Source organism: Demequina iriomotensis, assembly GCF_000971395.1.
Taxonomy (GTDB): domain Bacteria; phylum Actinomycetota; class Actinomycetes; order Actinomycetales; family Demequinaceae; genus Demequina; species Demequina iriomotensis.
Window position 1 is genome coordinate 1 of the sequence record NZ_BBME01000007.1, and the last position, 824, is coordinate 824.

The following is an 824-nucleotide window of genomic DNA, read 5'->3' on the forward strand; positions in this document are numbered from 1 at the left end:
GCGACTCCTGCGCCCGGGTGAGCGAATGCGCCATGTCCCCGATCTCATCCGAGCTCGCGACCACCACGGCGACCGTGAGGTCGCCGTCCGCCATCGCGTCGATGGACCGCTTGACCTGGCCGACGGAGCGCGTGATGCGCCGCGTGATGATGACCCCGATGAGCGCGGACGCCGCGACGGCGAGCGCGACGATCGCGAGGATGGTCACCTTCGCGCGCTGGCTCGCGGAACGCGCCGCGGCCAGCTCGGTCTCGCCCTTGGCGTCCACCTGCGCGGTGAGGGCCTGGACCGCGAGCTGCGCCTGGTCGCCGAGCGCGTTGAGCGCCTCGCCGTCGAGCGACGCGGCGCCCGCACCCCCGGCGTAGGCCGTGAGCAGCTGCTCCTGGAACTGACGCCACGCCCCGAGCGCCTCCTCGTCGGTGACGATCGGCTCGCCGTAGGCGGCCTCGAAGGAGGCGGCGAAGTCCTCGAGCGCGGTGTTGGCCGCGTCGAATAGCGCCTGCTCGGTCTCGAGCGCACCCGGGAGAGCCTGCTCGGGAAGCAGCGCCATGACGGCGCCGAAGTGCCGCGCCTCCCACACCGCGTTGTCGGCGACTCCCACCTTCGCCTCGAGGTCGGCGTACGTCTGCATCGTCGCCGCGTCGTCCTCACCCTGGCTGGTGAGCTGGGTGACGGCCACCGCCCCCAGGAGCAGGACCAGCAGGATCTGCCCGCCGAAGGTCGCGCTCAGGCGTGACGCGAGGGTGAAGCGGCGGTGGGCGCGGCGCTCGTGCGGGCGGATGCTCATGACTCTCCTGGTAGCGGTCGGGAGGACGGTGGTGATC

At 72.5% G+C, this 824-nt stretch carries 1 protein-coding gene; it reads right to left on the reverse strand.

The window, feature by feature from the left end; genetic code table 11:
• The coding region (locus AOM09_RS00040) for a HAMP domain-containing protein (protein ID WP_156162157.1) at window positions 1–787 on the reverse strand (787 nt) is incomplete at its 3' end.
• Between the last annotated feature and the right edge of the window lie 37 nt (window positions 788–824).